Origin of the sequence: Burkholderia contaminans (assembly GCF_029633825.1) — a bacterium.
GTDB lineage: Bacteria > Pseudomonadota > Gammaproteobacteria > Burkholderiales > Burkholderiaceae > Burkholderia > Burkholderia contaminans.
This window is the reverse complement of the sequence record NZ_CP090641.1, coordinates 2748702-2773862: the sequence shown is the minus strand read 5'-3', so window position 1 is coordinate 2773862 and position 25161 is coordinate 2748702. Positions and strand designations below refer to the sequence as shown.

22 protein-coding genes are annotated in these 25161 nt (G+C 66.9%); 11 read left to right on the top strand and 11 right to left on the bottom strand.

Features of this window, described 5'->3' with window-relative positions; genetic code table 11:
* Nucleotide 1: 1 nt before the first annotated feature.
* The 4 genes from LXE91_RS30135 to LXE91_RS30120 all read right to left on the bottom strand — a co-directional run bounded on the left by LXE91_RS30135 (nucleotide 2) and on the right by LXE91_RS30120 (nucleotide 4603).
* Nucleotides 2-1096 (bottom strand): triacylglycerol lipase, encoded by a 1095-nt coding sequence (locus LXE91_RS30135; protein WP_039358205.1) that lies wholly within the window; start codon nucleotides 1094-1096, stop codon nucleotides 2-4.
* Nucleotides 1097-1324: 228 nt separating this feature from the next.
* Complete coding sequence (locus LXE91_RS30130; protein ID WP_039358203.1) at nucleotides 1325-3460, bottom strand: TonB-dependent copper receptor; 2136 nt, start codon at nucleotides 3458-3460, stop codon at nucleotides 1325-1327.
* An 82-nt stretch (nucleotides 3461-3542) separates the two neighbouring features.
* Nucleotides 3543-3911 carry a DUF2946 domain-containing protein gene (locus LXE91_RS30125; RefSeq protein WP_039358201.1) on the bottom strand — a complete coding sequence of 123 codons (369 nt, stop codon included), beginning with the start codon at nucleotides 3909-3911 and terminating at the stop codon, nucleotides 3543-3545.
* A 155-nt stretch (nucleotides 3912-4066) separates the two neighbouring features.
* A complete protein-coding gene (locus LXE91_RS30120) occupies nucleotides 4067-4603 on the bottom strand; it encodes a cytochrome b (RefSeq protein ID WP_039358198.1) in 537 nt (178 codons plus the stop codon).
* Between the two features lie 225 nt (nucleotides 4604-4828).
* Here LXE91_RS30120 and LXE91_RS30115 point away from each other — a divergent pair, with 225 nt between their 5' ends.
* Complete coding sequence (locus LXE91_RS30115) at nucleotides 4829-5467, top strand: Pr6Pr family membrane protein (RefSeq protein ID WP_039358356.1); 639 nt, start codon at nucleotides 4829-4831, stop codon at nucleotides 5465-5467.
* 48 nt (nucleotides 5468-5515) lie between these two features.
* Here the strand turns inward: LXE91_RS30115 and LXE91_RS30110 are convergent, their stop codons facing one another.
* On the bottom strand, nucleotides 5516-6250 hold the full coding sequence (locus LXE91_RS30110; protein ID WP_278068143.1) for a peptidoglycan DD-metalloendopeptidase family protein: 735 nt from the start codon (nucleotides 6248-6250) through the stop codon (nucleotides 5516-5518).
* 424 nt (nucleotides 6251-6674) lie between these two features.
* Here LXE91_RS30110 and LXE91_RS30105 point away from each other — a divergent pair, with 424 nt between their 5' ends.
* Complete coding sequence (locus tag LXE91_RS30105; protein ID WP_039358194.1) at nucleotides 6675-6995, top strand: hypothetical protein; 321 nt, start codon at nucleotides 6675-6677, stop codon at nucleotides 6993-6995.
* Nucleotides 6996-7113: 118 nt separating this feature from the next.
* Here LXE91_RS30105 and LXE91_RS30100 read toward each other — a convergent pair whose 3' ends face one another.
* The 4 genes from LXE91_RS30100 to LXE91_RS30085 form a co-directional block, all read right to left on the bottom strand.
* Entirely contained in the window at nucleotides 7114-7458 is a 345-nt protein-coding gene (locus LXE91_RS30100; RefSeq protein WP_039358191.1) for a DUF4148 domain-containing protein, read from the bottom strand.
* A gap of 200 nt (nucleotides 7459-7658) precedes the next feature.
* Nucleotides 7659-9071 carry an NADP-dependent phosphogluconate dehydrogenase gene (gndA, locus tag LXE91_RS30095; protein WP_039358189.1) on the bottom strand — a complete coding sequence of 471 codons (1413 nt, stop codon included), beginning with the start codon at nucleotides 9069-9071 and terminating at the stop codon, nucleotides 7659-7661.
* A gap of 97 nt (nucleotides 9072-9168) precedes the next feature.
* On the bottom strand, nucleotides 9169-9810 hold the full coding sequence (locus tag LXE91_RS30090) for a DUF938 domain-containing protein (RefSeq protein ID WP_039358187.1): 642 nt from the start codon (nucleotides 9808-9810) through the stop codon (nucleotides 9169-9171).
* The gene (locus LXE91_RS30085) at nucleotides 9807-10703 is read right to left on the bottom strand and encodes an NAD-dependent protein deacetylase (RefSeq protein ID WP_039358184.1); all 897 of its coding nucleotides are present in this window, start codon (nucleotides 10701-10703) and stop codon (nucleotides 9807-9809) included. The genes LXE91_RS30090 and LXE91_RS30085 overlap by 4 nt, the downstream gene beginning before the upstream one ends.
* A gap of 1036 nt (nucleotides 10704-11739) precedes the next feature.
* Between LXE91_RS30085 and LXE91_RS30080 the strand changes: the two genes are divergently transcribed.
* Nucleotides 11740-12471 carry a GNAT family N-acetyltransferase gene (locus LXE91_RS30080; protein ID WP_039358181.1) on the top strand — a complete coding sequence of 244 codons (732 nt, stop codon included), beginning with the start codon at nucleotides 11740-11742 and terminating at the stop codon, nucleotides 12469-12471.
* Nucleotides 12472-12492: 21 nt separating this feature from the next.
* Here the strand turns inward: LXE91_RS30080 and LXE91_RS30075 are convergent, their stop codons facing one another.
* Complete coding sequence (locus tag LXE91_RS30075) at nucleotides 12493-12891, bottom strand: lysozyme inhibitor LprI family protein (RefSeq protein WP_052760180.1); 399 nt, start codon at nucleotides 12889-12891, stop codon at nucleotides 12493-12495.
* 185 nt (nucleotides 12892-13076) lie between these two features.
* Here LXE91_RS30075 and LXE91_RS30070 point away from each other — a divergent pair, with 185 nt between their 5' ends.
* Together LXE91_RS30070 and LXE91_RS30065 are read left to right on the top strand one after the other, a co-directional pair.
* The gene (locus LXE91_RS30070; protein WP_039358178.1) at nucleotides 13077-14036 is read left to right on the top strand and encodes an LLM class oxidoreductase; all 960 of its coding nucleotides are present in this window, start codon (nucleotides 13077-13079) and stop codon (nucleotides 14034-14036) included.
* 299 nt (nucleotides 14037-14335) lie between these two features.
* Nucleotides 14336-16828: a mechanosensitive ion channel domain-containing protein gene (locus LXE91_RS30065; protein WP_278068142.1), complete on the top strand. Its 2493-nt coding sequence runs from the start codon at nucleotides 14336-14338 to the stop codon at nucleotides 16826-16828.
* Between the two features lie 27 nt (nucleotides 16829-16855).
* Here the strand turns inward: LXE91_RS30065 and LXE91_RS30060 are convergent, their stop codons facing one another.
* Entirely contained in the window at nucleotides 16856-17686 is an 831-nt protein-coding gene (locus LXE91_RS30060; protein WP_039358173.1) for a CerR family C-terminal domain-containing protein, read from the bottom strand.
* Nucleotides 17687-17778: 92 nt separating this feature from the next.
* Between LXE91_RS30060 and LXE91_RS30055 the strand changes: the two genes are divergently transcribed.
* From LXE91_RS30055 to LXE91_RS30030, 6 genes are all read left to right on the top strand, one after another.
* On the top strand, nucleotides 17779-18900 hold the full coding sequence (locus LXE91_RS30055) for an HlyD family secretion protein (RefSeq protein ID WP_039358170.1): 1122 nt from the start codon (nucleotides 17779-17781) through the stop codon (nucleotides 18898-18900).
* Nucleotides 18893-20479 carry an MDR family MFS transporter gene (locus tag LXE91_RS30050; RefSeq protein WP_039358167.1) on the top strand — a complete coding sequence of 529 codons (1587 nt, stop codon included), beginning with the start codon at nucleotides 18893-18895 and terminating at the stop codon, nucleotides 20477-20479. The genes LXE91_RS30055 and LXE91_RS30050 overlap by 8 nt, the downstream gene beginning before the upstream one ends.
* 13 nt (nucleotides 20480-20492) lie before the next feature.
* Nucleotides 20493-21980 (top strand): efflux transporter outer membrane subunit, encoded by a 1488-nt coding sequence (locus LXE91_RS30045; protein ID WP_039358164.1) that lies wholly within the window; start codon nucleotides 20493-20495, stop codon nucleotides 21978-21980.
* Between the two features lie 310 nt (nucleotides 21981-22290).
* Nucleotides 22291-23826 (top strand): catalase, encoded by a 1536-nt coding sequence (locus LXE91_RS30040; RefSeq protein WP_039358161.1) that lies wholly within the window; start codon nucleotides 22291-22293, stop codon nucleotides 23824-23826.
* A gap of 75 nt (nucleotides 23827-23901) precedes the next feature.
* A complete protein-coding gene (locus tag LXE91_RS30035) occupies nucleotides 23902-24513 on the top strand; it encodes an ankyrin repeat domain-containing protein (RefSeq protein ID WP_039358159.1) in 612 nt (203 codons plus the stop codon).
* 79 nt (nucleotides 24514-24592) lie between these two features.
* Nucleotides 24593-25063 carry a VirK family protein gene (locus LXE91_RS30030; protein ID WP_039358156.1) on the top strand — a complete coding sequence of 157 codons (471 nt, stop codon included), beginning with the start codon at nucleotides 24593-24595 and terminating at the stop codon, nucleotides 25061-25063.
* Nucleotides 25064-25161 lie beyond the last annotated feature (98 nt).

Genomic DNA, 25161 nt, shown 5'->3' with positions numbered 1-25161 from the left:
ATTACACGCCCGCCAGCTTCAGCCGGTTCGCATGCGTGCGGATCACCGCGACCGGATCTTCCGCATATGCACCACGCACGCCGAGCAGCTGGTTGATCTCGTCGAGGTGGTTCCACTTGTAGCTCGTGCTCAGCACCTTGCCGTACAGCGCACTGCACTTCGACACGAGCCCGTCGTTCTGCCCGGAGCTACGATTGATCATCACCGTACCCGTGCCGAACAGGGCAAGCGTCGACAGGTCGAGCGCGTTCGCCGGATCGACGACCGGAATGGTGCTCGTATCCGTTGCGCCCGTCACGCCGAACGCGGAGAGCGTCGGCTGGATCGCCGTGCCGGCCCACGAATACAGCAGGTGCGTGTTGCCGCCGACGGTTTCCGTCGGCGCGCCGGTCTGGCAACTGCCGGGCGCACCCAGGCCCGCACTCGGATAGTTCTGGTTGTACGTGGCAGCGCGTGCGGTCGTCAGCGTCTGCAGCGCGGCGAGCGCGTCCTGGTTCGTGTTGTGGCTGCTGCTCGTCAGGATGCCGAACACATTGACGAACGCGGCGATCACCGATGACGAAAGTCCGGTCGGGTCGTATGCCAGCACGTTCTGCACGAAGTCGGCGAATTCGGAGCCGCGATGCGGCGTACCGATCGTCGTCACCGACGCAACGAGATCGGGCGCGACGGCCGCAACATAGCGCGACGTGAGGCCCCCCTGGCTGTGGCCGACAAGATTGACCTTGGTCGCCCCCGTCGCCGCGAGCACCGTCTTCACGTAAGCGAGCAACTGCTCGCCGCGCCCGTTCGGGCCGTCGTCACTCTGGAACCCCGACAGGTTCGCGACGTAGACGGTCGCGCCGTTCTGTTGCAGGTCCTCCTGGATCCCGTACCAGTACTCGAGCACGCCGGCGTACTTGTCGGTACCCGTCAGCCCGTGCACGAGGATGATCGGATAACGCGTCGCCGCGTAGCCATCGGCGGGCGCGGTCGCCGCCATCGCCGCGTGCGTCGTCGCGAGCGTCATTGCCACAGTCGTCCCCGCGAACGGCGCGATGCTCATCGCGCATGCCACTGCCCCTGCCACCACCCTGGAACGCATCGTATTGGCCATGCATGTTCTCCTGATTATTGTGCTGCCGGTGCGAATGAAGCCGGATCGACACGCACTATGCGTCGCCAACATCGCGACCACCGTGTGCGTCGAATGCGGGAGTGAATCACGAGTCGCGAACGTTTGCGCCCTGACTAGACACGGTTCTCTAATCGGTTGACGCGCCCCGCCCGTTCGGGCGGGGCCGCGTTCATGCGTGCACATGCTGCAATGCACACGCGCGATTCGTCAAAGCTTCGCACTCACACGCAACCATGCGGTCCGGCCCGGCTCCATCACCGGCGAGTTCGCCGGATAGCCGAAGCCCGCGTTGCCGGCGAGGTTCAGGTGCTCGGTGTAGGCCTTGTTCAGCACGTTGTCGACGCCGACCGAGATCTGCACGGTCTTGCTGACGTTGTATTGCGCATGCAGCGAGAGCACACCGAATCCGGCGCTCGGGCCGAAGTCCTTGCCGACCACGTTGCCCTCGTTCAGCGCATAGCGATGCTGCGGCGCAACGATGCGCCACAGCCCCCCTGCCGACCACGCACCGCGCGTGTATTCGAGCCCGATGCGCGCCTCGAGCGGCGGCATCTGCGGCAACGGATCGCCGGTTGCCACGTTGCGCCCCCACGCATACGCGAGCGACGTCTCGACGCGCAGCGGCGAAACCGGTTTCCACGAGACGCCCGCTTCGCCACCCATGATCTGTGCGTTGACGTTGGTTGCCTGCGTGGTCGGGCCCATCATGCCGGCCGCATAGTTGAACAGGATGAAGTCCTGAACATAACCCGCATACGCCGACACCCATGCATCGAGCCGTTCGCTCTTGTATTGCGCGCCGATGTCGAGCTGCGTGGTCTTCTCCGGCTGCACCGCCGAGAACGCGTTGACCGACCCGGCCGGCCCGCGCTTCGCGGAAAACAGCTCCCAATAGTCGGGATAGCGCTCCGTATGGCCGACGCCCGCGTACCACGTGACGGGCAGCGACGCGAGATCGCGCTCGTAGCGGAGGAAGCCGCTCGGCAGCACGCGCGTGCGATCGTCATCGAAGGTCGGGTTCGGCTTGCTCTTCATCATGCCGCTCGCCGTTGCGCGCTTGTCGCGCGCGCTCGCATAGTCGATGCGCGCACCGCCGATCACGCGCGACACGTCGTTCGCATACCACGTCAGCTCGCCGAACACGCCGGCGTTCCACATCGTCGCCTGCGCATCCCACGGCTTGTCGCCATAGTTCTGCCGCCCCATCGCCGAGCGCGAGTCGAGCCGGTTCGATTGCGCATCGACTCCCGTCACGAGCTTGAAGTCGTCGGCGAAGCGGAACGTCGCGGCCGCGCGCGCGCCCAACGTGCGACGCCGCACTTCCGATGCCATCCGCATCGGCATGCTGCTGGTCGGATCCGGTTGCCGTAACGTGTAGTTGTCCATCACGTGATCGGCTTCGTTGTAGTACACGCGTGCCTCGATCCGGTCGAGCACGTCGCCGAGATACTGCTTGTCGAACGACAGCCCGAACGTCTCGCGGCGGAAATGCGCGCCGTCCATCCCGCGCCCCGCGTAGCGCGCATAGCCGTCGCCGGTGCCGGCGGTCAGCTCGACGCGCGTGTGGTCGTCCGGCGTCCAGCCGAGCGCCGCATCGGCGTTCCATTTGTCCCACTGCGACGGCACGGTGTTGCCGTTGCCGTCCTTGTAGTCCTGCGAATGCGCGTGGTTCGCGGTCACGCGGCCATAGACGTCCGGCGTGCCGGCCGTCACGTCGACGTTCTGGTCGTTGCGGCCGAACGACCCGCCGACCAGGCTGCCCTCGAAGCGCATGCCGGGCTTGTCGAAGCGGGGCGTCACGCGCTCGAACATCACGGTGCCGGCCGACGCGCCGGGACCGTACAGCACCGTCTGCGGCCCCTTCACGACGGTGACCTTGTCATAGCTTTCCGGTGCGATATACGACGTCGGCGCATCCATCCGGCCCGGACATGCGCCGAGCGTCGACATCCCGTTCGCGAGGATGTTCAGCCGCGAGCCGAACATCCCGCGCAGCACGAGATCGCCGTTGGTGCCGCCGCTGCGGATCGACGTGAAACCGGGGATCGTTTTCAGGTAATCCGCGCCGTCGCTGGCGGGCAGCGGCTGGCGCGGCGTCTTCGGATCCGTGACGACGACGAGCGGCGTCGACAGCGGCGATGCGACGACTTCGATGGCCGGCAGCGGCGCGGCCGACTCGTCGGTCGGCGCGCGGGGCGCGCGCGTCGTCGTTTCGGCAGCCGCAGCGCTCGCAGCCAATGCACTGACAGCAAGTGCGGGAACGGTGAGTTTCAGCACGCGCGGCAACCGCCGCGCGCAGGCATTGCGTGACGCCCGCGGCGCACGCAACTGGAAAATGGTCATGATCGAAAGCCCGAGTGACGCCCTCCACGCGGCCTCGACGGGCCGCACGGATATCGGCGGTGAATGGAACGGAAACAGCGCGTCAGGCGCGCTCGGGCGGGGCGCGCGGGTACGCGCGCGGATAGCGGTCGGCGCGCGCCGCGACGGCAGGCGGCGCGGCGGCGGAAACGGAAACGACGGGAACGGAAGCGAGTGCCGCGGCGGCAGGCCCGCCGATCGCGGGGCTGTGCGCGAAGAAGCCGCAGTAGCCGCATGCATCGAGATGCAGCGCATGATCGTGCATGCGGCCCGCACCAGGCGACGGATGCGCCCCATGCTCCGTACTGCAGACGATCGCGTCGGGCGTGGCCGCCTGCGCGACGCGCCACTGCGACACCAGCGGCGCCGCGATCGCAAACCAGATCGCGAGCACGCCAAGCCAGGCGGTCAGGTGACGATGTCGGTGCAGCATGCTCGGCAACGAGTAAGCGGAATGTAAAAACAGCCGAGATGTTACAGAATGTTCAACGCGATGGCCAGCGCGGATGACGGTAAACGAACCGGGGGCGCATGGTTGTCAGCACAACCATGCGCCCCCGCCTGCTGCAGGCTTCCGGAACGTGCCGCTCAGGGCGCCATGCGCCGCAGCACGTCGTCGCGCCGGATGAAATGATGGTAAAGCGCGGCCAGCGCGTGCAGGCCGATCACGAAGTAGAACGCGTTGCCGATCAGTTCGTGCGCTTCCTTGATCGTCGGCCGCAGCGCCTTGTCGGGGCCGAACAGCGTGAACGATATACCGAGCCAGTCGAGCGACACCGGCTTGCCGCCCAGGTTGATCATCATGATGCCGAGCAGCGGCTGCGCGAGGATGAACAAATAGAGCGCGAAATGGGCGAGCTTCGAGAGCCAGCGCAGCAGCGCCGCTTGCGGAATGGCCTGCGGCACACGGCTGACGGCTCGCCACAGCACGCGCAGCACCGACAGCACGAGCACGAGCGTGCCCGCGGTGAGATGCACGTTCATCCAGAACACCCGGCTGTCGCTGCCTTTCGGCCCGCGGATTTCGATGGCTAGGTAGGCCAGCGCCACCAGCAGGAAGACGGCCCAGTGGAAGAAGATCGCGGGCGAGCTGTAGCGCGTCTGTTTCGCGAGGATGTTTCTCATGCTTCGTCTCGTGTTGTATGCGGGGACGGGCGCATGCGGCCACCGGCCGGCGCCCGGCAAAACTGCCCCGATTGTAGCTGCACGGGCGCACGGTTTTGCACGACGCGCGCAAATATCCGACGAATCGGCCACGCACGCCGTGCAGCGCACCATATGGAAAATCCGCATCGCGCGCCGGGACGGCTGTGGCACGATGAAGCTTTGGTGCGACGGCGCGCGGGCATCATGAGCAAGGCGTTCTTCGTTGCGGCCTATCGGCTGATCGCCGCGTTGCTCGCGGTATCCACCACGCTGCACAGCGTCGCCGACTACTGGCACCTGCCGGGCTTTCATCTCGGCAACTACCTCAGCTACTTCACGCAACTGAGCAGTCTCTACGCGGCCGCGATGCTCGCCGTCGGGCTCTGGCGCATCGCGCGCCCCGGCTCGGCCCGCTACGAATCGATGCGCGGCGCCGCGGTGCTGTACGTATTGATCACCGCGATCGTCTACGAACTCCTGCTCGCGCGGCTCGATGCGCTGCGCCACGTCACGCCGGCGTTCAACAACTGGGTGCTGCACCGGATCGTGCCGCTCGTCATGCTGTGCGACTGGCTGTATGTGGAGCCGCGCCTGCCGATCCCGCGGCGCAGCGCGTTCGTGTGGCTCGGCTTCCCGATCGTCTATCTCGGCTATACGCTCGTGCGCGGCTCATTCGAGAACTGGTATCCGTACCCGTTCGTCGATCCGCGGCCGCACGGCTACTTGCCGGTCGCGATCCAGTGTTCGCTGATCGCGCTGGGCGCGGCGGCGCTCGCCATGGGTATTCGCTGGCTCGGCAATCACGCGAGACAGTCCGGTGCGGTGACGCTCAGGAAAGGATGAAGGCGGGAGCGTGTGCGCCGCCCGGCGCACACGGGGTGAAGAGAGACGTCAGCCGCCGTTGCGCGGCAGGAAGTTCATCGGATCGACGACCTTGCCGTTCTGGCGGACTTCGAACTCGAACGTCGAGCGGCCGCTCGCGTCCGCGCCCATTTCGGCGACAGGCTGGCCCTGGCGCACCGCGTCGCCCTCGTTGACGAGCAGTTTGCCGTTGTGTCCGTAGGCCGTGATGAGCCCGTTCTCATGCTTCAGGATCACGAGCGGGCCGTATGCCTTGACGCCGGACCCGGCATAAACCACGCGCCCGGCCGCCGCGGCCCGCACCGAATGGTCGGGCCCGGATGCGACGATCACGATGCCGCGCGTCTTGCCGGCCGAGAACGGCGTCGCCACGGCACCGGTGGCCGGCCGGGCGAGCGAGCCCGGCTGCGCGGCCGCCGCGGGCGGCTGCCCGAGCGACGTCGCGGCAGGCGGCGGCGCGACGCGCAGCACTTGACCGGGATACACGGCATCGGTCGGCGCCATGTGGTTCCAGCTGGCCACGTCCTGGACGCGCTGCCCGTACGCGTTCGCGACGCCCGCGAGCGTATCGCCCGGATTCACGCGGTAATAGCCGGCGATCACGCCCGGCGTCGCGGCCGACGTGGGTGCCGGCTGGCGTGCAGGCTGCCAGCTGTCGGTCCACGGCGTCATCGTGCAGCCCGTCAGCGCGATGGCTGCGGCGACGAGCACCGCCTGCGGCAGCCGGCGCGTCAGCGCATCGTGGATGGGAATAGTTTCTCTCAAAGGTCCTCCCGGATTTGCGTCGTTGCGCCGCCCACCGCCCCCCGGCGCGCGACGCACGATGTCCGGCCGAACGGCCGGACCAATCAGTATCCGACCGCGCTTGCGGCCGTCAGTTTCCACAGCGGGACGTTGGTGCGAATGGACTCATCGGCCCCTTTTTCGCGTGTCCCGATCGGCAAAGATACCATTTGTGGCGGTCAAGGCCGCGTCAGGCGCCTGATCCGGCAACAATCTTGCGGCATCGCCCCGGCGCTCCTGTGGCCGGCAAGCCCCCCCGCACGGGCCGTCAGGCGGGCCTGAAGCGGCTCGTCCGCATGCCGTGCCGCCCTCGCGGGCAGTACCGATCCCGTCACATTCTTCCCTTCGATCGCCACCTATACTCGGTGATGCACTGCGCGACCCAACGACAACGAGGAGCATGACAATGAACAACGCGACGTTTCTTTCCGTGCAGCTCGACGCCGACGACTTCTCCGGTTCCAGCGGCCTGGTCGAATTGCTCAACCGGCACCTGCTGTTCGCGACCGACGTCGCCGAGGCGGCCGATGCGCTCGTCCAGCTGGCGAGCGTCGCGCACATGACCGGCGCCACGCGCCACAGCGTCGAGCTGCCGATCCTTGCGATCGAGCGGCTGCGCGATGCGCTCGATACGCTGAGCGGCTACGACGAAACGTGGCTGCAGGTGCTGGAACCGGCCGAAGCGCTGTACCGGGATATCGGGCGCGGCCGGCGCGCACTGCACTGAACTGACGGCTCGCGCGACACGCGCGCCGCCAATGGAAACAGCCCGCCGTTCCGGATGACGGAACGGCGGGCTGTTCGTACTTCGGGGGCCGGATCAGGCCGCCGGGGCGGCCCAACCCTTAACGACCCTTGTAGATCGGGGCGTCGTCAGCGATGCGCTTGACTTGCCAGCCGGTCTTGGCCTTGGCCGGTGCGCCGGATTCTTGCGCAGCGGCCGGTTGCGCGCCGTAGCCGGTCGTGTCGGCAGCGGCGACGTTCTGTTGCGGGTTCAGGCGGGCTTCAGCAGCCAGGATGCCTTCCGGGTAGTTCGTACGGTCGCTGCCCAGCTTGTAGCCGGCCTGTTGGACGGCGACCAGATCGGCCTTCACTTGTGCACGGGTGACGGGCGCGTTCTGTTGGGCGAACGAGACGGCGGGAACGGCGAGGACGGCAGCTGCGGCGAACGTTGCGATCAGCGATTTCATGATTACCTCCGGGATTTTTTTGCTCCGCCGCACACACCATGTCTGCAGCGATGGAACAGAGTTTAGTCCCGGCAGCACCTAGGGAAAACCATGAAAGAACGAAAACACTGTTTCCCCGGAGCCAACAATGTCGGCATCCGGGATAGAAAAACCCTATTCAAAGAATAGATTTTCGCAACAATGTTGCCGCCGCCAGCCCGTTACGACCAGTTCGCGTGGAAGCTGCCCGGCTTGTCGGTACGCTCGAACGTGTGCGCGCCGAAGAAATCCCGCTGCGCCTGCACGAGGTTCGCCGGCAGCCGCTCGGAGCGGTAGCTGTCGAAGTACGCGACCGCCGACGCGAACGCCGGTACCGGCACGCCGGCCTTCACCGCGGCGACCACGACGTCGCGCAGCGATGCCTGGTAATTCGCGGCGATGTCCTTGAAGTACGGATCGAGCAGCAGGTTCGCGAGCGCAGAATCCTTCGCATACGCGTCCGTGATCTTCTGCAGGAAGCGCGCGCGGATGATGCAGCCCGCACGGAAGATCTTCGCAATCGTCCCGAGATCGAGGTTCCAGCCGTACTCTTCCGACGCCGTACGCAGTTGCGCGAAGCCCTGCGCGTACGAGATCACCTTGCTCAGGTACAGCGCGCGACGCACCGCTTCGACGAACGCGGCGCGATCGCCTTCGAACGGCGCGGCGGCCGGGCCCGACAGGACCTTGCTGGCCGCGACGCGCTCGGTCTTCAGCGACGACAGCACGCGCGCGAACACCGATTCGGTGATCAGCGGCAGCGGCACGCCGAGATCCAGTGCATTCTGGCTCGTCCACTTGCCGGTGCCCTTCTGCGCGGCGCGATCGAGGATCACGTCGACCAGGTGCTTGCCGGTTTCCTCGTCCTTCTTGCCGAAGATCTTCGACGTGATCTCCATCAGGTAGCTGTCGAGCTCGCCCTGGTTCCACTCGGTGTACACCGCGCCGAGTTCGTCGTTGGTCAGGCCCGCGACGTCCTTCAGCACCGCATAGCTTTCGGCGATCAGTTGCATGTCGCCGTATTCGATGCCGTTGTGGACCATCTTCACGTAATGGCCTGCACCGTCCGGGCCCATGTAGGCGACGCACGGCTCGCCGTCCGACGGCGCCTTGGCGGCGATCTGCTTGAGGATCGGCTCGACGAGGTCGTATGCGTCACGCTGGCCGCCGGGCATGATCGACGGGCCGCGCAGCGCGCCCTCTTCGCCACCCGACACGCCGGTGCCGATGAAGTGCAGGCCCGATTGCGCGAGTTCCTGGTTGCGGCGGATCGTATCGGTGAAGTGCGTATTGCCGCCGTCGATCAGTACGTCGCCCTTCTCGAGCAGCGGCTTGAGCGACGCGATCGTCGCATCGGTCGCCTCGCCGGCCTTCACCATCATCAGGATCCGGCGCGGCGTTTCGAGCGACGCGACGAACTCCTCGAGCGTGTAGGTCGGCACCAGATTGCGGCCGGGGAATTCGGCGATCAGTTCGTCGGTTTTCTCGCGGCTGCGGTTGTACACCGACACCGCGTAACCGCGGCTCTCGATATTGAGTGCGAGATTGCGGCCCATCACCGCGAGCCCGATCACACCGATTGCTTGTTTGCCCATTAGTCAATTCTCCGGAAAAAACGGGGCGCGACCCGAACCGGGTCGCGCGCACAGGCGAAAGGATAGTGGAAACCCGGCGGCGATGCGCGCTTGCGTGTCATTGCTCCGCGTGCGGCAGCCGCCGGAACACGACGCTCAGGTTGTTCGCCGGCATCTCGACTACCTCGATGCAGTCGAGCCCGCGATCGAGGCCGAGCGCAACGACGGTCTCGAGATCGCGCACGCCCCACGACGGGTCGCGGCTGCGCAATTGCAGGTCGAACGCCTCGTTCGACGGCGCCGTATGCCGGCCCTCGCGGCGATACGGCCCGTAAAGGAACAGCACGCCGCCCGGCCTCAGCAGGCGCGACGCACCCGCGAACAGCGCGTCGGTGCAGGCCCACGGCGAGATGTGGATCATGTTGATGCAGACGATTGCATCGAGCGCGTCGACCGGCCACGACGCGTCGCGCACGTCGAACGCGAGCGGCCCGGCAACGTTGGCGAGGCCCGCATGGGCAACCCACGCGGCGATCGAGCGCCGCGCCTGCGCATCGGGATCGCTCGGCTGCCAGTGCAGGCCCGGCAGCGCCTGCGCGAAGTGGACCGCGTGCTGCCCCGTGCCGCTCGCGATTTCGAGCACGCGGCCACTTGCCGGGAGCACACGGCGCAAGACGTCGAGGATCGGCCCGCGATTGCGTTCGGCTGCCGGCGCCGACAGCCGCGCGGACGGATCGGGAGAAGAGATCGGATCGGTCACGATGCCAGCTCCGGTGCGTGGCCCGCGAGGCCCAGCCGCGCAGTCAGCGCGTCGAGCGCGGGTGCGCAGCGCGCCTCGACCTTCAGCGTGAGCATTGGATCGGCGCGCGTATGGCCGAGATTGAGCGCGGCGACCGGCTTGTTCTGTGCCTGCGCCCACACGCAGAAGCGGTAGCCGGAATACACCATCAACGACGAGCCGACGACCAGCAGCGCATCGGCCGCTTCGAGCGCCTGCGACGCGAGCGCCACGCGCTCGCGCGGCACGTTTTCGCCGAAGAACACGACCGCCGGCTTCAGCAGCCCGCCGCACGCGGGGCACGCCGGAATGCGGAACGTGTCGAGCGCGGCCCATTCGAGGTGCGCGTCGCCATCCGCGGCCGGCTCGGCCTCCGCGCCCAGCAGTTCGGGATTGTCGGCCTCGAGCATGACCTGGATCGTCGCGCGCGCATGATGCGCGCCGCAGCCGAGGCACGTGACGCCGTCGATTCCGCCGTGCAGTTCAATGACGTCGCCGCTGCCCGCGCGCTGGTGCAGGCCGTCGACGTTCTGCGTGACGAGACGCTCGATCCGTCCCGCGTTGCCGAGCCGCGCCAGCGCCACGTGCGACCCGTTCGGCCGCGCGCGGCCGACGACGGGCCAGCCGATCATGCTGCGCGCCCAATAGCGCCGCCGCGCGGCATCGGAGCCGAGGAATTCGTGTAGCTGGATCGGCGGCGAACGCATCCATTGGCCATTGCGGTCGCGATAGCCGGGAATGCCGGAATCGGTGCTGATGCCCGCGCCGGTGAGTACCAGCAGGCGTGGATGACGCTCGACGAACGTGTGCAGCGCATCGAGTGCGGCCGGATCGACGTCGGCGGTTGAGGGGTCGTTCTGAGCTTTGTCGTTCATGTTGGCAACGCGTGATCGGGCGCGCCGGCAAGCCGTGCGCCCGCACGGGCGGCCAGGCACGCCAGCACATGATACAGAACGCCGCGCGATCGGGCCGATGGCCCGCGTCGCACACCGGCGCATAAAAAAAGACGCCCATCCGCCATTCGGCGATGGGCGCTTCAACAATTGATCCATCGGGGTAGTGGATCAACTGACAGCACAATTTCGCGGCGTCCGCCTTGCTGCGGCTGGTGAACGCTTCCCCTGGACTCCATGTGTTCCGCGATGCCGAATGCATCGATGCGCTGCCGGCTTTCCGGCGCATTCCGGTTCGCCCGGTCGCGCCGCCACGATGTATGGCGCGCACACACCTACGCCGCGCGACGACTCGCGTTGCGCGCGGCAGATTGACGATCCGGGATCCGGGCCGGCCATCCGCAGGCATTCACGGTTCATCCCCGACGGCCGACCGGCACCAGTCGGCCTCGTGCGTCATGCCAGCACGTCGTCGTTCAGAACAAACCCGATTGCTCGGACGGAACGGAAAGCCGCGCGCTCACGTCGCCTCGATAAACGGCGAAGCGAATAGCCCGGCAGGTCGACGATTCATGTTTGCAACACGACACGTTGCGATTCGGTCTGTTTTCATTCTCTTGTCCCCGTCTCCGATACGTCCGACCTACTGAAGCGATCGCCGGACCGACTGCGTCCGCGACCGCGCTCACGGCGTGCACAGATATGCAAGGAGCGCACCATGCTTCATGCCGCAAGGCCGCGCGGGCCGATACGGGGCCATCGACGCGCATCGGGCCCCGGCAAGCAGCGCGAACGTTTCGAAACTGAAACGCGGGCCGAGGCGGCTGCCGTTGGCCGGGCATGCCGTCACGCGGCGCCGGCCCGGCCCGCGCGGGTGGCGCGGCGTTGCATCCGCGCGCGATTGCCGAACGGCTTACAATCGCCCCACAGTGCCGCGTTTGCGCGAATGGACGTGCGGGCCCGCCCCGGCATTCCTCGTGCTGCTTCCCCCACCTGACTGGAGACGCCTACCCACCGCATGCCCGACACACACGACTGGCTGGATATCGACTACCGCACGCTGTTTTGCCTGCATCCGGACCGCCGGATCGAACGCGAGAACGATCCCGACCGCTCGCCCGCTCCCCGCTTCTGGCTCGGCCGATGCGCGGACGGCAACCTGGCGGGCGTACGCGCCGACGTGCCTCCCGCTGTCGCCGACGCACTCGCGCGCCTGACCAGCAGCGAACCGCCGTTGGCAGGCCGCATGCAACCCGCGCATCTCGAACGCTATCTCACGCTGCTCGCGCCCGTTCCGCACTGGAACATCGGCCTCGTCTACCCGCTGCCGCACGCACTCGATTTCGACACCGACGCACGCGTCGCGCTGATCGACGGCGACAGTGACGCGGGCCGGCATCTGCTGCATGCGCTGTCCGCACGCGGGATGCCCGGCGGCCTGTTCTCGATGGGGTTTCGGAGCGTCGCCGACCTGTGGGCGCCGTGGTGCGCGGCCGTCGTCGACGGAGAAGTCGCCTCGGTCGCGTTCGCCGCACGGCTGTCCGACGTCGGTGCGGAACTCGGTCTCGCGACGGCCCCTGCGTTTCGGGGGCGCGGCCTCGCGGCGGCGGTGACCGCCGCGTGGTCGCGCCTGCCGTCGCTTCAAACGCGCACGCTGTTCTACAGCACCGACAGCGACAACCGCGCGTCACAACGCGTGGCGTCGCGCCTCGGCCTCACATTGCGTGGCACGACGCTGCGGGTGGGATAGTGCCGGGGCCGGCGCGACACCTCAACGAAAGGCTTCGATAGCCCTGATGCGACGCTCGGTTTCGTTGACGAAGCAACTGTCGACTTCCACGAGCCCGAGCGTGCCGCCCGCATCGGGCTGCCGCGATTCCGCACAGGCGGCATCCCGCGCCTTGAGCCAGCGGCGCTCGTCGTTGCGCAACCTCGCCTTGCCCTGCTCGTCCAGGTTCGCCATCTTCGTCTTGTAGACGGCATTCAAGCGCTTGTCGGCCGCTTCGTATTTCAGCGCCAGGCAATTGCGGATGTCGGCCGTGTAACCCGTTTGCTCGGCGGTCTTGCAGATAGCGGCGCGCTCGGCATCGTCCGCGAGCGCGTCCGACGCGACCGCGAAAAGCATCGCGCTTGCCGCCAGACCGATCGCCATGCGTTGAAGCGTGTTCATCCGGATTCGTTGTGTTCAATGACGAAAGGCACCGATTATGCACGGCCCGCTGCCCGCATGACCTGCGTTGCCTCGACGTCGACCGGTCACCGCGCATGCCGTGCCGCGCAACCGTCGTGCAAACACGCTAGCATTCGGACACGCAACGTCGCACGTTCGCTTCACGCCGCCGCCAAGGACTCGACATGACCACGCCCGCTCCTGCCCGCCCCGATGTCGCGCATCGTGTCTTTTCGGACGGACGGTTGTCGATCGGCCTCACGCTTCCGCTGCTTCGCACCGGCCATATCGTCGCCGACTTCGACGAGCAGCTCGAACTCGCGGCGCTGGCCGACATGCACGGCTTTCGCGCGCTGTGGATTCGCGACGTGCCGCTGAACAGCGCCGACTACCCCGATCCGGTCGGCCATCTCGACCCGTGGGTCCTGCTCGGCGCACTGGCGTCACGCACGCGGCGGATCGCGCTCGCCAGCGGCGCGATCGTGCTGCCGCTGCGTCATCCGCTGCATATCGCGAAAGGCGCGCTGTCGGTCGCGACGCTGTCGGGCGGCCGCTTCGTCCTCGGGCTCGGCTCCGGCGACCGGCCGCCCGAATATGCGGCGTTCGGTGTCGATGCGCAGACGCGGCGCGACCGCTACCGCGCACACTGGGACGTCGTCGCTGCCGCGCTCGGCGTGCCGTCGCGCGTCCTGCCCGACGAAGCGCCGCCCGATGCGCCCGAATTCACGCTGCTGCCGCGCGGCGCCGACGCGGTGCCGATGCTGGCGGTCGGCTCGGGCGGGCAAAGCGTCGACTGGATCGCACGGCACTCGATCGGCTGGATGACGTACCACCGCGATCCGGACACGCAGCGCGCGCGCTATTCGATGTGGCGCGCGGCGGTCGACCGGCTCGCATCGCCGGCCTTTCGCGCATTCGGCGTGTCGATGCGGCTCGATCTCGTCGCGGATCCCGACGCGCCAGCCATCGCATTGCCGCTCGGCTATGCAACCGGCCGCCGCGCATTGATCGACATCCTGCGGGATATGCGCGCGTCAGGCACGCATCACGTCACGCTGAATCCGGGCTCGGACCGGCCCGTGCGCGAAGTCATCGAGGAAATCGCGGAACACGTTCTGCCGGTTTTTCACGACGAGCGAGCGTGATTCCGCAGGATTCCAGATTAATTCGATCCGACGCGTGCGCGGCTCATCGGTGCAGACGAGCAGGCATTACAAATGCCTTACGCGCTGACGATTGAAACGACCCAACCTGTCCGACGACCTGCAGTCTGCGTCGGACACATGACTGCGCAAACGCGCCGCAAACGCCCGCGCCGCGTCGGGTATGCCCGATTCGAATGGCCGTCGGTGGAACTATTCGGTTCCAATCGCAATCATGTTAACTTCCGTCCATCGTTCAGCCTGGCGGGCCGCGCGCCGATGCGCGCCCGCATGCCTACTCCATGCGACATTTCCTCCTCGGCTGGCTGCTGGCCGCCGTCGTCTCGGCCGCCCATGCGGCCGTTCCCGCCCCGACCGCCGCGTCGGCCGCTTCCGGCGCCGCGCCCGCGCTGACGCCGCAACAGGCGCAGCAGGCACTCAACGTGCTCGAAAATCCGCGCGAGCGCGCTCAGGTCGAAACGACGCTGCGTGCGATCGCGGCCGTCGGTGCGCTGAGTGCACCCGCGATCGCGGCGAGCGATGCAGCGGCAGCCAGCGCCGCGTCGGCCACCGCGACCCCGGCCGCACTGACCTCGAACGGGCTCGCATCGATGCTCGTCCGGCAGGGGTCGCGCTGGACCATCGAAATCGGCGGCGCGCTGAAGGAGTCGCTGCACTCGCTGCTCGACGTCGGCTCGGTCGGCAGCTGGTGGCATGACAAGCTGGTGCGCGCCGACGAGCGCGCGGATCTTGCACACGCGCTCTGGATCATCATCGCTGTGCTCGTGCCTGCGCTCCTCGTCGAATGGTTCGCGAAGCGGCTGCTGCGACGTGCGCTGGCCGCGGTGGCCGCTCGGCGCGCCGACACGTGGCGCCGCACCACGCCCGAACCCGAATCCGAGTCCGAGTCCGTTACACCCGGCTCCGCGACGCTCGATGACGGCAACGCGCCACCGGGCACGACCGCCCCGCCGAGCGCTCCCGACGCTCCCGACGCCGCGCCCGCGTCGTCGCAAAGCCGCGGCCACGCGCGCCGCCAAACCACGCTGCTGCACCGGATGCCGCGCGCGCTCGTCAGCCTTGCGTTGCGTGCCGTGCCGCTGCTCGTGTTCGTCGGCGTCGCGAGCCTGACGATGTCGGTGATCGACGATACGAGCACCCCGATCGAATCCGCGCTCGAAGCGCTGATCGACATCTACATGATCTGCCGGCTCGTCACGATCGTCAGCCGGCTGTTCTTCCAGCCCGATGCGCGGCAGTTGCGGTTGCTGCACATCAGCGACGCATGGGCCGACTTCGCGCAACGCTCGATCGCGCGAATCGTGATCGTGGTCGGCGCGTGCACGGCCGCGGTCGAGATCGCCGCGAACTTCGGCCTCAGCGACGCCGGTCACGTCGCGCTGCTGAAAGCCGTCGCGCTCATCGGGCACCTGATGATCTCGGCGCTGATCCTCCGGTGCCGCCTGCCGGTCGCCGCGCGAATCCGCGCTGCCGGCGAGGATCGCCCGTCGTTCACGATGATCGCCAATGCGCTCGCGGACGCGTGGGCGCCCGTATCGGTCTTCATCGTGATGGCCCTGTGGTTCGTGTGGGCGCTCGACGTCCACAACGGCTACCGCGTGCTGATCACGCTCGGCGGCCGCTCGATCGCCGTGATGATCGGCATGCGGATCGTGTCGATCGTCGTGTTCGGCGCGCTCGCGCGGCTGTTCCAGGGCCGCGACGAAGATCGCACGCTCGTCCATGCGCACGCGTACCGCTACTACCCGCTGCTGCGCCAGATCGTGTCGGGCGCGATCGGCATCGTGACCTTCGTGCTGCTGCTGCAGATCTGGGGCGTGCCGATCTTCCGCGCGTTCGAAACCGGCACGATCGGCCACCGGCTCGCGTCGGCGCTGGTGACGATCGCGATTGCGGCCATCGTCGCGCTCATCGTGTGGGAAGCCGCGAACATCGCCATCGAGCGCCGCCTGCAACGATGGACGCGCGAAGGCAATCTCATGCGCGCGGCGCGCCTGCGCACGCTGCTGCCCATGCTGCGCTCGCTGCTGTTCGTGATGATCGCGCTCGTCGTCGTGCTGACGGGCCTCAGCCAGCTCGGCGTGAACGTCGGCCCGTTGCTTGCCGGCGCCAGCATCTTCGGCGTCGCGCTCGGCTTCGGCTCGCAGAAGCTCGTGCAGGATTTCATCACCGGGATCTTCCTGCTGATGGAAAACGCGATGCAGGTGGGCGACTGGGTCACGCTCGCCGGCGTGTCGGGAACGGTCGAGTACCTGTCGATCCGCACCGTGCGGCTGCGCGCCGGCGACGGGTCGTTGTACACGATCCCGTTCAGCTCGGTGACGACCGTCAACAATACGAATCGCGGGCTCGGCAACGCGGCCGTCAAGATCAGCATTGCCTACGGCGAGGACATCGATCGCGCGATCGCGACGCTGAAGGAGATCGGTGCCGCATTGCGCGACGATCCGAAGTACCGCGACGGCATCCTGTCGGACTTCAGCTACTGGGGTATCGACCAGGTCGACGGCGCGACGCTCGTGCTGTCCGGACAGATGCAATGCACGGACTCGACGCGCTGGAGCGTGCAGCGTGAATTCAACCGGCGGATCGCGGAGACGTTCCGCGAACGCGGCATCCGGATCGCCAATCCGCAGCGCAGCGTCGTTGCATACGCGGATGGATCGCGGCCTGTCGTCGAAGAGGCAAACGGCAGCAGCGGCGACAACGGCCAAGCTGCCGAAGCATCGGCCCGGCCGCCGTCGCCCGCCGACCCGGCGCGCAAGCCGGATTGACCGGCCGGTGCCGACGGCGCGCGGCGCTCAACGCGCGGCGGGCTTGTTCCGGCGCCCGGCGCCTTTCACGGCGGGCGGCGATGCCTTCGCCTTTGCGCTGCGCTTCTCCGCCGCGCCCTGCCCCCGCTTCGAGCGTTGAGGGCCGTCAGCCGATACGTCGCGCTGCGCGTGCCATTGCTCGAGCAGTACGCGCGTCTGTTCGGCGATCGTGTCGGTCAGCAGCGCCGCGCGCTCGCCTTCGAATGCCTCCCATTCGAGCAACTGCAGTGCCGAACGCTGCGCGATGTGGAATACCGTGATCTGCCCGAACAGGCTCAGCGCGCGCAACCGCGTGACAGGATCGTTGGCCGGCCGCCCCGAAATACGGCCGATCAGCTCGGCACTCACGTCGTTGAGCGGCTTGCGCATGCGCTTCATCAGGATTTCGCTCGCGCTCGCCGGCTCCTGGCCGCCTTGCTCGCGCGCGAAGAACATCCGCTGGTTCATCGTCTTCGGCGCCGTGAACATCCGGTCTGCGAGCGCACGCAGCAGCCCGACGAATGCGTCGATCAGCGCGTCGACGTCGGCGTCCGCGTCGAGCATCGCCCACGCATGGCCGACTGCCGGTGCGAACACTTCCCAGCCGTTCTCCGCGATCGTCTCCACGCACGCGCGGTACACGCCTTCCTTGTTCTCGAAGTAGTACTGGAGCGCCGGCGCGTTCACGCCCGCCATCGCGGCGATTTCGCGTGTCGATGCCCCCGCGAACCCGCGCTCGCCGAACAGTTCGATCGCCGCCTCGATGATCCGCTGGCGCGTTTCGTCGCCGCGGGCGTAGCCGCCCGCCGACGTACGGCGCAGCTTCTTCGCTTCGTTCATGCCTTCCTCGTCATTCGATCGATCGACATTCTACTTGACACAATTTTATCAACTGGAATAATTCTTCCACTTGGAATAAATTGGACGCCAGCATGTCGACGCTGCAAGACTCGCCACAGAAAGCAAATCGTCAGGAAAACGGAACAACGCCGCGAAACGGCAACGGCACGAAGCGGCGCGTCCTGCTCGTCGTCGCCGTGCTCGCGGCCATCGGCGGTGCAGTCTGGCTCGGCCGCTGGTGGACGGTCGGCCGCTTCATCGAAAGCACCAACGACGCGTACCTGCAGGCCGACAGCATGACCGCCGCGCCGAAGGTCGCTGGCTACGTGACCGACGTGTATGTGCGCGACAACCAGGCCGTGAAAGCCGGCGACCCGCTCGTGCGGCTCGACGTCCGCCAGTACCAGGTCGCACTTGCACAATCGCTTGCGACCGTCGACGCGCGCCGTGCCGACATCGCACGCGCCGAGGCCGACATCAGCCAGCAGCATGCGAATCTCGAGCAGGCCGACGCACAGGCGAAGGTGTCGCGCATCAACGCGCAGCACGCCAGCGACGAATACGCGCGCTATGCGCCGCTCGCCGCGACGGGCGCGGAAACGCACGAACGCGTGGCCGACCTGAAGAGCACGCGCGATCAGGCGGCCGCGACATTCGCCGCGAACAATGCGTCGATCGCTGCCGCCCGCACGCAGATCGCGTCGTACACCGCGCAGCTCCAGCAGGCGCGCGCACAGCTCGAAGCCGCGCAGGCCAGCGCCGCCCAGGCGCAGCTCGACCTCGACAACACGATCGTGCGCAGCACCCTCGCCGGCCGCGTCGGCGATCGCACGGTGCGCGTCGGTCAATACGTGCAGCCCGGCACGCGACTGCTGACCGTCGTGCCCGTGGACGCGATCTACCTCGTCGCGAACTTCAAGGAAACGCAGATCGGCAACATGCGCATCGGCCAGCCCGTCGAACTGCACGTCGACGCACTGCCGGACGGCGCGCTGTCCGGCGTGGTCGACAGCTTCGCCCCCGGCACGGGCGCGCAATTCGCGCTGCTGCCGCCCGAGAATGCGACCGGCAACTTCACGAAGATCGTCCAGCGCGTACCGGTGCGCATTCGCCTCGCCGCGAACGCCCGCGCGCAGCGCATGCTGCTGCCGGGGCTGTCGGTGACGGTCGACGTCGATACGCGCTCGGCCCGCGACGAGACGCATCATGGCTGAGCCGTCCGCCACGATGCCCACGCCGCCGCACGAAGGCCGCGCGAGCGTGACCGACTGGATCGCGGTCGCGGCCGGCGCGCTCGGCGCGCTGATGGCGACCCTCGACATCTCGATCACGAACTCCGCGCTGCCGCAGATCCAGGGTGAAATCGGCGCGACCGGCACCGAAGGCACGTGGATCTCGACCGGCTACCTGATGTCGGAGATCGTGATGATCCCGCTCGCCGCGTGGCTCACGCGCGTGTTCGGGCTGCGCAATTTCCTGCTGACGAACTCCGCGTTGTTCATTGCCTTCTCGATGATGTGCGGCTGGTCGCATTCGCTGCCGATGATGATCGCCGGTCGGATCGGCCAGGGCTTCACCGGCGGTGCGCTGATCCCGACGGCGCAAACCATCATCCGCACGCGGCTGCCGCTGTCGCAGTTGCCGGTCGGCATGACGCTGTTCGGCCTGATCGTCCTGCTCGGGCCGCTGTTCGGCCCCGTGCTCGGCGGCTGGCTCGCGGAAAACGTGAGCTGGAGCTGGTGCTTTTTCCTGAACCTGCCGGTGTGCCTGTTGCTGATGGCGCTGTTGATATTCGGGCTGCCGTCGGACCGCCCGCAATGGCATTCATTCCTGAACGCGGACTGGCTCGGGATCTGCGGTCTCGCGATCGGCCTGAGCTCGCTCACCGTCGTGCTCGAGGAAGGCCAGCGCGAACGCTGGTTCGAATCGCAGATGATCGTCACGCTGAGCGTCGTGTCGCTTGCCGGGATGATCCTGATCGCGTTGTCGCAGATCTTTGCGAAGCGGCCGATCATGCGGTTGTCGCTGATGCGCAACCCGCGCTATGCGAGCGTGATCGTGATCGTGTCCGCGGTCGGTGCCGGGCTGTATGGCGTGTCCTACCTGCTGCCGCAGTTCCTTGCGATCGTCGCCGGCTACAACGCGGAGCAGGCGGGCGCGATCATGCTGCTGTCGGGGCTGCCCGCGTTTCTCGTGATGCCGATCCTGCCGCGCCTGCTCGGCAAGGTCGATTTCCGCATTCTCGTGATCTCGGGGCTGCTGCTGTTCTGCCTGAGCTGCATGCTCGACATCAGCCTGACTGCGCAAAGCGTCGGCCACGATTTCGTCTGGTCGCAGCTCATCCGCGGCGTCGCGCAGATGCTCGCGATGATGCCGCTCAACCAGGCATCGATGGCGGCCGTCGCACGCGAAGATTCGGGCGATGCAGCCGGGCTCTACAACATGGCGCGCAATCTCGGCGGCTCGATCGGGCTCGCGATCATCGGCACCGTGATCGACCGGCGCACGACCTTCCATACGGCCGCGCTGCGCGAATCGGTGACGGCGAACTCGCTGATCGGGCAGGACCGGCTGTCGGCCTACGCGGCCAACTGGTTCTCGCACACCGGCGATCTCGCGTATTCGAACATGCGCGCGCTCGGACAGCTGGCGCAGCAGATCCAGATCCAGGCCGTCGTGATGACCTATTCCGAAACCTTTTATCTGCTGGGCCTCGCGCTGCTCGCCTGCGTGCCGCTCGCGCTGCTGCTGAGAACGCCGCGCGGGCCGCAGCCGATGTCGTCCGGCCACTGAACCGTCTTACGCGATGAAACCCTTCTCCCTGCCCCGCCGCCCTGCGCTCACGCTGTGCGCGGCCGCGTGCCTGCTCGCCGGCTGCACGGTCGGCCCCGACTACCGCGGCGCGCCCGCCGCACCGGATGCGCCGACCTTCGTGCGCGCGCCTGCCTCCGGCGTCGACCCCGCTGCGCCCGCGCCGAGCGCATGGTGGCATGCGCTCAACGATCGCCAGCTCGACGACCTGATCACCGCCGCGCTCGCGTACAACCCCGATCTGCACGCGGCGCAGGCCCGCTTGCGCGCCTCGCGCGCGCAGCTCTCGCAACAACGTGCGGCCCAGTTGCCGAAGTCGTCGGCCACCGTCGCCGCCATCCGCATGCGCGAGCCGGACGTCAGCGCGCTCGGTTCGCTGCTGCCGTCGAACGGTTCGAGCCAATCGAGCGGCACCTCGCCGTCGCTGGGTGGCTCGGGCCCGCTACAGCTGTATTCGGCAGGCTTCGACGCAACCTGGGAAATCGACCTGTTCGGCGGCACGCGCCGCGCGGTCGAAGCAGCATCCGCGCAGGCGGAAGCGGTCGATGCCGATCTCGCCGACACGCAGGTGTCGATCGCGGCCGAAGTCGCGAATGCATACGTCGACCTGCGCGACCAGCAGCAGCGGCTTGCGCTGTCGCGGCGCACCGCCGAGTTGCAGCAACGGATGCTCGAACTCACGCAGCAGCGCCGTGCGCGCGGCGTCGCGGCCGACGTGGATCTCGAGCGCCTGACCACACAGGTCGAAACCACGCGCGCGTCGCTGATCCCGCTTGACGCTCAAGTCACGGAGTCGCTCGACCGGCTCGCGATCCTGACGGGCCGCGCGCCCGGTGCACTCGACGCAGCACTGTCGACACCGGACGCGCCGCTGCCGACACTGCCCGGCAGCGTCGCGATCGGCGATCCGGCCACGCTGCTGAAGCAGCGCCCCGACATTCGCGCGGCCGAACGCCGGCTTGCATCGAGCAACGCGCAAATCGGCGAGCACGTCGCCGATTATTTCCCGAAGGTGACGCTGCTCGGCGATCTCGGCTTCAGCGCGACCGACCCCGGCCACCTGTTCCGCAAGCAGAATTTCACGTGGGTCGGTGCACCGTATCTGCAATGGAACATTCTCGACTTCGGGCGCACGCGCGGAGCGGTGCGCGCGGCCGAAGCGTCGCGCGACGAAGCGGAAGCGAATTATCAGAAGGCGGTGCTCGGCGCCCTGCAGGATGCCAACACGGCGTTACAGCGTTACGGGCACCAGCGCGAACACGTCGTTGCGCTCACCAAGGTGCAGACGTCGGCCGTGCATTCCCGGGCGCTGATGGACGAGCGCTATCGCGCGGGCGTCGCATCGATGATCGACCTGCTCGATACGCAGCGCGAAGCGCTGTCCGCGCAACAGAACGTGATCGCCGGGCAGGCCGAGCTGATCAAGGACTACGTGTCGCTGCAGAAGAACCTGGGGCTCGGGTGGCAAGCGGGCGCGGGTTGATGCCGAGTTGATCGGTGCCGCACGGCCGGGTTGGTCGAGGCTGTTGCGGCGCCGACGCTCGATATGCGAATCGCAAGACTTCAATGCGTCCACGTTCGACGCTCACGGCCCGCTTCACGATGCGCGACGCAACAACCCCATTGCGCACGCAACAATATTCATCGTCTGCGCCGATGAAAGCCGCGCTCACGCCGCATCGACGCCGCCGCTATCGGAAACATATCCAATATCAATTAGCCAATCGTCTGACGATCTCTTCTAATTCAGTCGGCTTCCCCACCACCGATCGGATTCAAGGAGTTCCATCGTCATGTCCTCATCCTCCCATCGCGTGCTGAGACACGCAATCGCTGCGATCTGCGTTGCACTTTCCGCGTCCCCCCATGCCGCCGAACTCACGCGAGACACGGGTGCCCCCGTCGGCGACAACGAGAATTCGCAGACGGCGGGCCCTGCCGGCCCCGTACTCCTGCAAGACTCCGCACTCATCGAGAAACTGCAGCGCTTCGATCGCGAGCGCATTCCTGAACGTGTCGTGCATGCACGCGGCACCGGCGCATTCGGCGAGTTCGTGCCCACCGCCGACATCTCGAACCTGACAAAAGCGAAGGTCTTCACGCCCGGTACCCGCACACCCGTGTTCGTGCGCTTCTCCACCGTGATGGGCTATCGCGGCTCACCTGAACAGGCGCGCGATCCGCGCGGTTTCGCGGTGAAGTTCTATACGCAACAGGGCAACTGGGACATGGTCGGCATCAACTGGCCCGTGTTCTTCATTCGCGACGGCATCAAGTTCCCCGACTTCGTTCACGCGAACAAGCCGAGCGCCGTGACCGGCGTGCAGGATCCAAACCTCGCATTCGACTTCTTCGCGCATACACCCGAAGCGACGCACATGCTGACGATGCTGTACACGAATGCGGGCATGCCCGATTCGTATCGTCACATGGACGGCTTCGCGGTGCATGCGTTCAAGTTCGTCAATGCGCGCGGCGACGTGCACTACGTGAAGTTCCACTGGAAAAGCCAGCAAGGCGTGCACGGACTGCGTCCGCAAGAGATCGACGCATCGATCGGGCGCGACTGGAACATGATGACGAACGACCTGTACGGCGCACTCAAGCAAGGCGACTTCCCGAAGTGGGATCTGTACGTGCAGGTGCTCACGCCGCAGGACCTGAACCGTTTCGACTTCGATGCGCTGGACGACACGAAGGTGTGGGCCGGTGTGCCCGAGCGCAAGATCGGCACGATGACGCTGAACCGCGTGCCCGACAACTACTTCCAGTCGACCGAGGAATCGGCGTTCGCGCCGTCGCGGCTCGTGCCCGGCATCGAACCGTCCGAAGACCGGATGCTGCAGGACCGGCTGTTCGCGTACGCCGACACGCAGATGTACCGGCTCGGCGCGAACTACATGGACCTGCCGATCAACCGGCCCGTCGTGCCGGTGGCCAACAACAACCAGGACGGCAAGATGAACGCCGGCGACCGCAAGGGCGAGGTGAACTACGAACCGTCCACGCTGCATGAACTCGCACCGGATCCGCAGTACAAATCCGTTCGCACGGCGCTCAACGGCACGACGCAGCAGGAAGCGATCCACAAGAAGCTGAGGTTCCGCCAGGCAGGCGAGTACTACCGCGGCCTGTCGCAGCAGGACAAGGACGACCTGATCACTGCGCTGTCCGGTGATCTCGGCAAGGTGACGAACGCGCACAACCAGTACGCGATGCTGTCGTACTTCTACAAGGCCGATGCCGACTACGGCACGCGTCTCGCGCAGGCCGTTCACGCCGACGTCGGGCAAGTGCAAGCGCTCGCCGCAAAGCTGAGCGAGAACTGATCCCGCGATTCAGGTTGCCGTCGACGTGCGGGGTTGTACCACGCACGTCGACCCTCCCCTCATCAGGACATCCTCATGCAATCCAAACGCCTGACACACGCGATCCGCGCGACCGCAACGGTCCTGGCTCTGGCCGCAATCACCGGTTGCGCACACCTTCCCGACCAGCCGGCATACTCGCCGGCCGACCCTGCCGCGCTGCGCCGCTACGACGGCGACTGGTTCGACGCCGCCCGTGTCGGACGCGTCGACATCCTGCGCGCATTGCACGAAGCCGGCTATCCCGTCGACGCCACCGACAGCCACGGCTATACGGCCGTGATACTCGCGTCCTACGACGGCCAGCCCGCCGCGCTCGACTATCTGCTGTCGGCCGGCGCCAACGCGTGCACCGGTGACCGTCACGGCAACACGGCGCTGATGGGCGCCCTCTTCAGGAACGAACCGGACATCGCGCGGCGCCTGATCGACACGCCATGCCCGATCGACCAGACGAACGGCGCCGGAGAAACCGCACTGGGATTCGCCACGCTGTTCAATCGTTTCGACCTGATTCCGCTCCTCGTCGCGCGTGGCGCGAATCCGAATCATGTCGATCGGCGCGGCCAGTCGCTGCTGCAGCTCGCGCGGTCGCACGACAACACGGAAGCCGCTGACGCGCTGCGGCATGCAGGTGCGAGGCAGTAGCTGCCGTGACCGAACCGTCTGAATAATGCCTGCGCACCGTGCTATCGTGCCCGTGGTTTCATCGCACGGAGACAGGAAAATGCTGAATCGCTTCGCCATTGTTCTTGTTGCCGCGGGTGCGGCAACCAGTCTCGCGGCAACAGCCGCGAGCCCCCAGCCTGACAACGTCAATTCGTATCGACAGTTGCGCACGCGGCTGTTTGCCGGCGTGACCGTGACTGCAATCTTTTCACCGACCCAGTGCCAGAACGCGCAGCCGGCTCAAGCGAAGGTAACGGTGCCCACCGTATCGGGCGGCTTCGCGATACGCGACTTCATGGAAGTCGGTGGCAATACGCTCGCATTCGCCAACCAGCACCTTACCGTCCAGCCCAGCGGCTCGCCGGTGCTGGAGCTGATCCAGTACCGCGTCATGCAGGATGAAAGCGCGACCGTGACGGTGCGCTCGCTTTCACCAACGACGTATCAGCCGGTCGCGCCGGCCCAGGTCTTCCAGTGCACGCTCGGCGACGGCCTCCGTTTCGCCTACACAGGGCGCGAGCGCGACTGACGAAGGAGATACGTAGAGAACGTGAAAATTTTCGCCTGAAAAGCAGGAGTACTACGAAAAAGGATGATGCGCGGGACAGAAAATCTGTTTCGTGCATC

What these genes read in the sequence shown, in the direction of transcription:
- LXE91_RS30135 (WP_039358205.1), bottom strand. Translation starts at nt 1,096, where the DNA reads ATGGCCAATACGATGCGTTCCAGGGTGGTGGCAGGGGCAGTGGCATGC.
- gndA (WP_039358189.1), bottom strand. Translation starts at nt 9,071, where the DNA reads ATGGGCAAACAAGCAATCGGTGTGATCGGGCTCGCGGTGATGGGCCGC.
- LXE91_RS30130 (WP_039358203.1), bottom strand. Translation starts at nt 3,460, where the DNA reads ATGACCATTTTCCAGTTGCGTGCGCCGCGGGCGTCACGCAATGCCTGC.
- LXE91_RS30115 (WP_039358356.1), top strand. Translation starts at nt 4,829, where the DNA reads ATGAGCAAGGCGTTCTTCGTTGCGGCCTATCGGCTGATCGCCGCGTTG.
- LXE91_RS30085 (WP_039358184.1), bottom strand. Translation starts at nt 10,703, where the DNA reads ATGAACGACAAAGCTCAGAACGACCCCTCAACCGCCGACGTCGATCCG.
- LXE91_RS30065 (WP_278068142.1), top strand. Translation starts at nt 14,336, where the DNA reads ATGCGACATTTCCTCCTCGGCTGGCTGCTGGCCGCCGTCGTCTCGGCC.
- LXE91_RS30035 (WP_039358159.1), top strand. Translation starts at nt 23,902, where the DNA reads ATGCAATCCAAACGCCTGACACACGCGATCCGCGCGACCGCAACGGTC.
- LXE91_RS30055 (WP_039358170.1), top strand. Translation starts at nt 17,779, where the DNA reads ATGTCGACGCTGCAAGACTCGCCACAGAAAGCAAATCGTCAGGAAAAC.
- LXE91_RS30075 (WP_052760180.1), bottom strand. Translation starts at nt 12,891, where the DNA reads ATGAACACGCTTCAACGCATGGCGATCGGTCTGGCGGCAAGCGCGATG.
- LXE91_RS30105 (WP_039358194.1), top strand. Translation starts at nt 6,675, where the DNA reads ATGAACAACGCGACGTTTCTTTCCGTGCAGCTCGACGCCGACGACTTC.
- LXE91_RS30030 (WP_039358156.1), top strand. Translation starts at nt 24,593, where the DNA reads ATGCTGAATCGCTTCGCCATTGTTCTTGTTGCCGCGGGTGCGGCAACC.
- LXE91_RS30045 (WP_039358164.1), top strand. Translation starts at nt 20,493, where the DNA reads ATGAAACCCTTCTCCCTGCCCCGCCGCCCTGCGCTCACGCTGTGCGCG.
- LXE91_RS30120 (WP_039358198.1), bottom strand. Translation starts at nt 4,603, where the DNA reads ATGAGAAACATCCTCGCGAAACAGACGCGCTACAGCTCGCCCGCGATC.
- LXE91_RS30070 (WP_039358178.1), top strand. Translation starts at nt 13,077, where the DNA reads ATGACCACGCCCGCTCCTGCCCGCCCCGATGTCGCGCATCGTGTCTTT.
- LXE91_RS30125 (WP_039358201.1), bottom strand. Translation starts at nt 3,911, where the DNA reads ATGCTGCACCGACATCGTCACCTGACCGCCTGGCTTGGCGTGCTCGCG.
- LXE91_RS30080 (WP_039358181.1), top strand. Translation starts at nt 11,740, where the DNA reads ATGCCCGACACACACGACTGGCTGGATATCGACTACCGCACGCTGTTT.
- LXE91_RS30040 (WP_039358161.1), top strand. Translation starts at nt 22,291, where the DNA reads ATGTCCTCATCCTCCCATCGCGTGCTGAGACACGCAATCGCTGCGATC.
- LXE91_RS30050 (WP_039358167.1), top strand. Translation starts at nt 18,893, where the DNA reads ATGGCTGAGCCGTCCGCCACGATGCCCACGCCGCCGCACGAAGGCCGC.
- LXE91_RS30100 (WP_039358191.1), bottom strand. Translation starts at nt 7,458, where the DNA reads ATGAAATCGCTGATCGCAACGTTCGCCGCAGCTGCCGTCCTCGCCGTT.
- LXE91_RS30060 (WP_039358173.1), bottom strand. Translation starts at nt 17,686, where the DNA reads ATGAACGAAGCGAAGAAGCTGCGCCGTACGTCGGCGGGCGGCTACGCC.